Here is a 7,948-nt window from a genome sequence, read left to right on the forward strand (position 1 = left end):
CTTTTACAATAATAAAAGGTTAGTGCTATCGTCAACACTAACCGATTAATTCTTCAACTGATGAGGTTGTTCGTTTTTCAGTAAAATATGCATAGAGCAATTCATTTTCATCCAATGTGTAATGCTCTTTATATTTTCCACGGACGATAATAGAATGCTTATATCCTCTACGAAATTTTGTGAATATCTTATATAAATGATCTTCTGATTGCACTTCAATAGGTGCAATCTTTTCAATCCCTCTTTTATTTCCATAATAACGTTCTAATAAAAAACGCATAAATGCATACCGTCTTTGTTTCCACTCTTGATATAACGACACTGCCAAAAATATGAGTAGTACCCACATCATAATATTGTTACTATTCCAGAGCAACTGCCATCCTAATATTACACCAAAAAAAACACATGACAATTTCATCATCTTTTCATGTGCTTGTAAATAAGGAAAACGATATGATAGTATATTAAACAATACTTTCCCGCCATCTAACGGCCAAATAGGGAGTAAATTAAACGCTAAAATAATTATATTATTCCACATAAAGAAATAATATAAATCTGCATTCAACCAACCGGCTTCAAACAACATATAACCTACCAGCATCATCCAAACATGTTGAATCGGCCCTGCAATTACGACAACAAGTTCCTCTTTCAATGACTTATTACCATGTTCCTCAAGCTCGGCCACGCCACCAAACGGCAAAAGCTGAATTCTTTTTATACGCCAATTATAGTGTGCTGCTGCAATAGCATGCCCAAGTTCATGAATAAGAACGATACAAAATAACAGTAGTAACTCTTTAAAACGTGCAGTAAAAATACCAATGACAATAATAACCCAAAATAATGGATGCACGGAAATTTTCGTCAAAACGTCTCTATATTTAATCAAATGATATCACCTGGATCGGATCAATAAATTTTTCATTCTTTTTTATCGCGAAATAAAACTTTCCATTTTTATCATTTGTATCATTACTCACCGTTCCAATTTTTTGTTTCTTTGAAACGTAATCATATAATTTCACTGACATATCGTTTAAGTTTGCATACCATGACTCCGTACCATCTGCATGTTGAATTTGAACTGTATTTCCAAGTTCCTCTTTCTTACCCGCAAAAACAACTAATCCTTCATTCACTGACTCAACCGTTGCATTTGTAGCTGTTTGGACAAATACACCTTGGCCATTTTTTTGAAACCCTTGCATTACCTTTCCAGAAGCGGGAATTGCATAATCTTTTTGCTGAATACTTCCTTCTTTTTTCTCGTTTGGCGAATAGAATACGAGCGGTTTTCCAAATTGCTTTTCGTACCATTTCGCTACAGTAGCAAACTGAAATTCCTCTTTCATCACTTTTTCTGTAACAGCTTTAGCTCCATTGAATGAAGAAGGAGCATTCTTATATAAAATAGCAACCGAAAGAACTAATATTGCCGATAATAAAACTTTGAAGAAAAAGACTTCCTTTCGAAATAAAGGATGCATTTCCTTTTCTCCATCTTCAATAAATACTGTTTCGCTATCAAAATTCCCTCCGGTAAAATACTGCTCTTCCTCCATCCTTTCTTGCTCGGCCTTCCTTTTTGCAATCCGCTTTTTAATTTCTTCTACGCGTCTATTCTTCATACTGTCTCCTTTCTTTCGTTAAGCTAATTTCATTAGAAACAGTTGTATACAGTTTGTACATATGTATGAGCTAAGAAAGAAAGATATTCGTATGAAGAAAAAAGAAAGCACCTCGCATATGTGCGAAGTGCTCTTAACGGATTCCAAAGAAGTTTTTCACCTTTGCAAATACCGATACCTTTTCTTGTTCAAATGCTTGTAATGGTACATTCTCACCTAACAAGCGTCTTGCAATATTACGATAAGCCAACGCTGCTTTTCCGCTTGGTTGCAACGCCACAGGTTCACCTGTATTTGTAGCTCGAATAACTTCATCGTCATCTTCGACAACACCAAGAAGCTCAATTGACAATGTACGTACAATTTCATCAACATCTAACATATCCTGTTCATGAAGCATATGACTACGTACACGGTTAATAACAAGTTTCGGTGGTTCAATATCCTCTTTTTCTAAAAGCCCAATAATACGATCCGCATCGCGCATTGAGGATACTTCTGGAGTCGTAACAACGATTGCTTTATCCGCACCAGCTACCGCATTTTTAAATCCCTGCTCAATCCCCGCAGGACAATCGATTAATATGTAATCATAATCTTGACGTAATACTTGTATTAATTCATCCATTTGTTCAGGTGTTACCGCTGATTTATCACTCGTTTGTGCTGCAGGTAATAAATAAAGATCATCAAAACGTTTATCTTTAATAAGAGCCTGAGGTAAACGGCAACGCCCTTCAACGACATCAACAAGATCAAATACAATACGATTTTCCAGCCCCATTACTACGTCTAAATTTCGAAGACCGATATCTGTGTCAATTAAGCACACTTTCTTTCCAGATAACGCTAGGGCCGTACCAATGTTCGCAGATGTAGTAGTTTTACCTACTCCGCCTTTTCCAGATGTAATTACTATTGCCTCTCCCACAGCTATACAATTCCCCTTTCTAACTTTGTTAAATTAGGTCTAAGATGAGTGAGAAGTTGCAGGCGATCGACAACAATGTGATTGTTCTCATTAATATACGCACATTCTGCCGCCTCCGCTCCGTCTTCTTTCTCTTCCGGAGCCCGCATTGCCACATCACTAATTCGAAGTTGCATCGGGTTCATAACAGATGCAGCGATTACAGCATCTGAATCCCCATAATACCCAGCATGTGCAATTCCTCTTAATGATCCTACGACAAAAATATTCCCCCCAGCGATAACCGTTCCGCCTGGATTAACATCTCCAATTAACAACAAATTTCCTTTTACATGTAAAACTTGTCCAGAGCGAACAATTTTGGAAATAGGGACAATTTCTGTTTCTTCTTTCCAAGCTATTGCTTCTGCTTTAGTGATAACATCACTTTCAATTGAATCCACAACAAGATTCTTTTTATTACGAATTAACGTACGAATCTCTTCTTGTTGGACTTCTGTTAAATAACGATTTCCTACTTTCACATGCACTTCAATTAAAGAGCGCCCATCACCATCGTAGTAATGTGTAGAAAGTTTTTCGTCTAATTCCATCAATAATTCTGAGAATGAACAACAATCATCTAAATGAAGCGTTATCCCATCTTTTGTCCCTTTTATCGTTACATTTTGTTGCTTTTTTTCTTCCACTAAAGTTCACCCCACCGATTCAATTCGACATAAAATTAGAAAATCCTTTTTTCTTTTTCTTCCATCGCTTTTGAAAGACGCACTATATATCGTCTCAGTGGGAAACAAACTATCAATAAGAAAATAGCATTTAACAATAAAGTAGAAAGGAGACGATCTGTGAAAAAGACATGCGCTGGCATATGAGTACGTCCTAACAAAGTTAAGAATCCATACACATAATACTCTAGTGCTACAATGCTAGCTAATATGATAGAAACAACAATAAATAAATTCAATTGTAATACTTTCATCACACTATAAACTAAATAAGCTAAAATCGGATAAGCAAAAATATATATCCCGACAAGTTCTGTGTATACGGTATCAAATAAGAAGCCAAATAATAGTCCGTAATAAATCCCTTGGACCGGACTATAATACACTGTAATAAAACATAAGACGATTATAAAGAAATGCGGTGCTGCTATACTGTCTTTCCAAAACACATCCGTTGGAACAACAGTAGCAAACATATTTTCAAATAGAAACACAAAAAGGAGCAAAAGAGGAAGAGCTGCTCTTTTTAATATCTTCATCATCTCTTCTTCTCCTCCTATTCTAATGGCGCTGAAGGTGTTGCACGTTTAGCAACCGTAATATGCTCTACGTCATTTAAATCAGCGGCAGGTTTTACATAAGCTGTTTTTGTTAAGCCATATGCATCCGGCTGAACATCAACGATTTTTCCAATTACAAGACCTTTCGGGAAAATATCACCAAGTCCAGATGTTACAACTAGTTGATCTTTTGCTACCGGTGCATCAGAGCCAATCTTTGTGAAAAGAAGTAATTGTTTTTCTTTGTCATAACCTTCAATCAAACCAAAGATTTTCTCTTGCCCTTGTACAATAGCAGAAACGCGATTTGTTCGGCTCATAGAACTTAGTAATTCTACTGATGATGTAAACTGAGATACACTTTTCACTCTTCCAACTAACCCTTGTGAAGTTACTACAGCCATATCTTTTTTAATTCCTTGCTGTGCCCCTTTATCAATTCCAATTAAATCGTACCATTTATCTGGATTACGAGAAACAACAGTAGCTGGAATTTCAGTATACCCGCTATTTAACTCTTTTTTACCAGTTAGCTCTTGTAGCTTCTTGTTATCATCTTCTAGTTGTTTTACTTTCCCTGATAGACCTGCATAATTATCTAATTTTGCTTTTAATTCTTTATTCTCTTCATACGTGCGCTTTACATCCTCTACATTTTCGAAGAATCCAGCTACGTATTTCGCTGGCTTTTGGAATACACGTTCTACAACACCGACAGTGTCTTTAACAAACTGCTCTGGCCATGTTAAACTGTTCCGTTCTTTCAATGAGATTCCAATCAATGCCACGAGAAGAATAATACTAACCAACAAAACAATTAATCTTTTGTTTAAGAAAAACTGTGGCACGTTCACACCCTCTTAATTTCACTGATTTTTATTTTGCAATATTATCGAGCAGCAGTTTTGAAAAGATCGATATTGTCTAATGCTTTACCTGTTCCAATTGCTACGCAATCTAATGGATCTTCTGCAACAAGAACTGGCATTTTCGTTTCTTCACTAATTACTTTATCTAAATTACGTAGTAATGCCCCGCCGCCTGTTAATACGATACCGCGGTCCATAATATCAGCCGCTAATTCAGGTGGCGTTTTTTCTAACGTATTTTTAACTGATTCTACAATCGCATCTACTGTATCTTTTAATGCATCTGCAATTTCTTCTGGCTGAATTAGTACTGTTTTTGGTAAACCACTTACTAAATCACGACCGCGAATTTCCATAGGCTCGATACCTTCTGGCTCGCCTGCAGAACCAATTTCTAATTTTAATGCTTCAGCTGTTCTTTCACCAATCATTAAGTTATAGCTTTTCTTAATGTACTGAATGATTGAATCGTCCATATCATCACCAGCAACACGAACTGACTGGCTTGTTACAATACCACCTAAAGAAATAATTGCAACTTCTGTTGTACCACCGCCGATATCAACAACCATACTACCAGTTGGTTCCCAAACAGGTAAGTTTGCACCAATTGCTGCTGCAAATGGCTCTTCGATAGGATAAGCATCACGAGCACCCGCTTGACGAGTCGCATCGATTACTGCACGTCTTTCTACAGCTGTAATACCAGATGGTACACATACCATTACATACGGCTTACGTGAGAAGAAACCGTTTGATTTTTGAGCTTGTTGAATGTAATATTTCATCATTGTTGCAGTTGTTTCATAATCAGCAATTACACCGTCTTTCATCGGGCGAAGTGCCACAACGTTCCCTGGTGTACGACCAATCATTTGTTTTGCATCGCTACCTACAGCAACGATTTGTTTCGTATCAGTTTGTAACGCAACTACTGAAGGTTCACGTAAAACTACACCTTTTCCTTTTACATATACAAGCGTGTTCGCAGTTCCTAAGTCTATTCCAAGATCGCGAGTAAATCCACCAAATCCAAACATATTATTTATCTTCCTTTCTTGTTTTCACGGACTCATTTTTTCTTACTTTATATTATAAAAACAGTACGTTTTTTATATCTTTATCCTTTTTGTAGATAAATTTCTACAAAAAACTCATAAATCACATTATAAAACAAAATAAGTAAAAAGCATAGTCTTAAATATGACCTTTTTCCTTTAAACTCACGAATTTATGGTCACCTATTATAATATGATCAAGCACTTCAATTCCGATAATCTGGCCGCATTCTACTAAGCGTTTGGTTACTTCAATATCTTCACGGCTCGGCGTGGGATCTCCTGAGGGATGGTTATGAAGACATATGATAGAGGCTGCTGCACGACGGAAGGCTTCTTTAAAAACTTCCCTTGGGTGTACAATTGACGTGTTTAAACTTCCAATAAAGATCGTTTGCCTATGTATAACTTGATTTTTTGTATTTAAATATAAACATATAAAGTTCACGTATATACAAAAAATCAACAAAACAAAAGAGCACAGCGTGTATAAGCAGTGCTACCAACACTCTTATACCGTCCACCTGATTGAGCCAGGTAAACACTTGCCATACTCTCATGAGTCATTGTACATCATGCAGAGTCTCTTAAGCAACGTTTACTTAATTGGTGACGTTGCTTTTTTGTTTCCAAAAAGGAGACAAACCGTTATGAAAAAATTGACTGCCTATAATGCAGATGTTCAAAAATATATGCAACAAAATCGTTTAAGCACACAAAAGAAAAATAAGATTATTGATGCTATGAGAAAACGTGTCGATAATACAAATCAAAGCTTTGAAAGTTTATTTCCTTCTCGATCTAAACGAAAAGATGTGATGGACCATATTATTTACATGCTCTCAGGCAACGGCATATGCAAGATTTCTGCTGAGACATTAGCAAGTAAGGCTGACTGTTCTGTAAGAACTGTGAACGCAGCAGTTCGTGCATTAAAACAAACCGGTGAAATCGTAGTTGCTGGATTAGCTGATGGGAAGAATAAATATGTATTTGTATTAAAAATGCACTCTAATTTCACAACAATCATGAACGAAGTATTTTTCATAAATACAGAACAAATTGCAGAACGAAATGCAGCACAGGTTGCAGAACAGAAAAAGGATGAAACCGTTGAAGCTGTAAGGATAGAGACCGAAAAAATGAGTTCTAACTATACTAACTCTATTAACTCTTTTAATTCCTTAAAACAAGAAAAAAATAATGATAAAGTATCCTTAATGGAATCCATTGAAATTGAGCTAGAAGACGCACAAAACGATGTCCAAAAAGAATTCAAAAGAATCCATACGTATTTTGTGAATGAGTACCAGGAAATGATGTACCACACAATCAAAGCTGGAACATATCATCCTACTTTAAAAGCGAACGCATCAATTATTGGCCTACGTGTGGGTAGCAATTGTGATAAAAGCTTATTCCACCTTGCATTCAATGCGCTAGGTAAAATGGATAGATTCTTAAAAAACAATGGCATTCTTACAGATAGTGTTCAAGCATTATTTACGAAGGTTTACAGCGATAATATCAAGTTATCTAGGATGCCTAAACAGTATCATATAGACTCTTCTAATGTACATAACAATGAAAAGTCATTCATCTTTTACAATTGGTTAGAAGATACTGGAGCAAAAAAGGTATCCACAAAGACAATAGACAGCTCCTTTGTACCAAGTGTGTATTATAAAATATCTAGAGAGGAATGTGATGAAATGGGATTGTATTAAATAGTTATGTATGCGTAAAGAGGACGTTATTTCATCTTTCCAACACGATTTAGATTTTATCGATTACCTTGTTCTACATTTATGCATATAGCATTACAAATTGCTTTTTACCAGGTGTGATTCATAGGCCTTTCATTTATACATAAGAATGCAGTTATCTTATAAATGCGTTACTACTATCCGCCGTTTTTCTGAATTGTATATGCTTTTTTCATAGGTAGTTGTACATTTTTTTATAATTTGGTTAAATAAACCAAAAACACAGCATATATTGTCTTTGTGTTCCAATTTCTATTAATTTGAAGGAGTGAAACAATGGCAACATTAAATGAGTTATATCCAGTTCCTTATAATACTCTCTATACTCTCTCTTCTACAGCTTATAATAATTATACAATTATTCCAAATGAAGCAATAAAATTTGATGATCTTTTTAAA

At 35.7% G+C, this 7,948-nt stretch carries 8 protein-coding genes and 1 pseudogene; 1 reads left to right on the plus strand and 8 read right to left on the minus strand.

Annotated elements, in window-relative coordinates; translation table 11 throughout:
- Positions 1 to 37: 37 nt before the first annotated feature.
- From spoIVFB to radC, 8 genes and pseudogenes are all read right to left on the minus strand, one after another.
- Entirely contained in the window at positions 38 to 898 is an 861-nt protein-coding gene (spoIVFB, locus tag ACQRBL_RS22145) for a stage IV sporulation intramembrane metalloprotease SpoIVFB (RefSeq protein ID WP_000599064.1), read from the minus strand.
- Positions 891 to 1,637 carry a stage IV sporulation protein SpoIVFA gene (gene spoIVFA / locus ACQRBL_RS22150; protein WP_029443366.1) on the minus strand — a complete coding sequence of 249 codons (747 nt, stop codon included), beginning with the start codon at positions 1,635 to 1,637 and terminating at the stop codon, positions 891 to 893. Before spoIVFA ends, spoIVFB begins: the two co-directional genes overlap by 8 nt.
- Positions 1,638 to 1,770: 133 nt before the next feature.
- Positions 1,771 to 2,568: a septum site-determining protein MinD gene (gene minD / locus ACQRBL_RS22155; RefSeq protein ID WP_000503309.1), complete on the minus strand. Its 798-nt coding sequence runs from the start codon at positions 2,566 to 2,568 to the stop codon at positions 1,771 to 1,773.
- A gap of 2 nt (positions 2,569 to 2,570) precedes the next feature.
- Positions 2,571 to 3,257 (minus strand): septum site-determining protein MinC, encoded by a 687-nt coding sequence (minC, locus tag ACQRBL_RS22160; RefSeq protein ID WP_000391521.1) that lies wholly within the window; start codon positions 3,255 to 3,257, stop codon positions 2,571 to 2,573.
- Positions 3,258 to 3,292: 35 nt separating this feature from the next.
- Positions 3,293 to 3,838, minus strand: coding sequence for a rod shape-determining protein MreD (gene mreD / locus ACQRBL_RS22165; RefSeq protein WP_000975765.1), 546 nt, complete (start codon positions 3,836 to 3,838; stop codon positions 3,293 to 3,295).
- 14 nt (positions 3,839 to 3,852) lie between these two features.
- Positions 3,853 to 4,704, minus strand: coding sequence for a rod shape-determining protein MreC (gene mreC / locus ACQRBL_RS22170; protein WP_016080178.1), 852 nt, complete (start codon positions 4,702 to 4,704; stop codon positions 3,853 to 3,855).
- Positions 4,705 to 4,745: 41 nt separating this feature from the next.
- Positions 4,746 to 5,765, minus strand: a complete 1,020-nt coding sequence (mreB, locus tag ACQRBL_RS22175) for a cell shape-determining protein MreB (protein WP_000466736.1) — start codon at positions 5,763 to 5,765, stop codon at positions 4,746 to 4,748.
- 157 nt (positions 5,766 to 5,922) lie between these two features.
- Positions 5,923 to 6,225, minus strand: a pseudogene (radC, locus tag ACQRBL_RS22180) (DNA repair protein RadC); the annotation flags it as partial.
- A 208-nt stretch (positions 6,226 to 6,433) separates the two neighbouring features.
- Here radC and ACQRBL_RS22185 point away from each other — a divergent pair.
- Positions 6,434 to 7,510, plus strand: coding sequence for a cytosolic protein (locus ACQRBL_RS22185; protein WP_411995658.1), 1,077 nt, complete (start codon positions 6,434 to 6,436; stop codon positions 7,508 to 7,510).
- Positions 7,511 to 7,948 lie beyond the last annotated feature (438 nt).

Source organism: Bacillus sp. AF62, assembly GCF_050312695.1.
In the GTDB taxonomy this organism is placed as follows: Bacteria; Bacillota; Bacilli; order Bacillales; family Bacillaceae_G; genus Bacillus_A; species Bacillus_A cereus.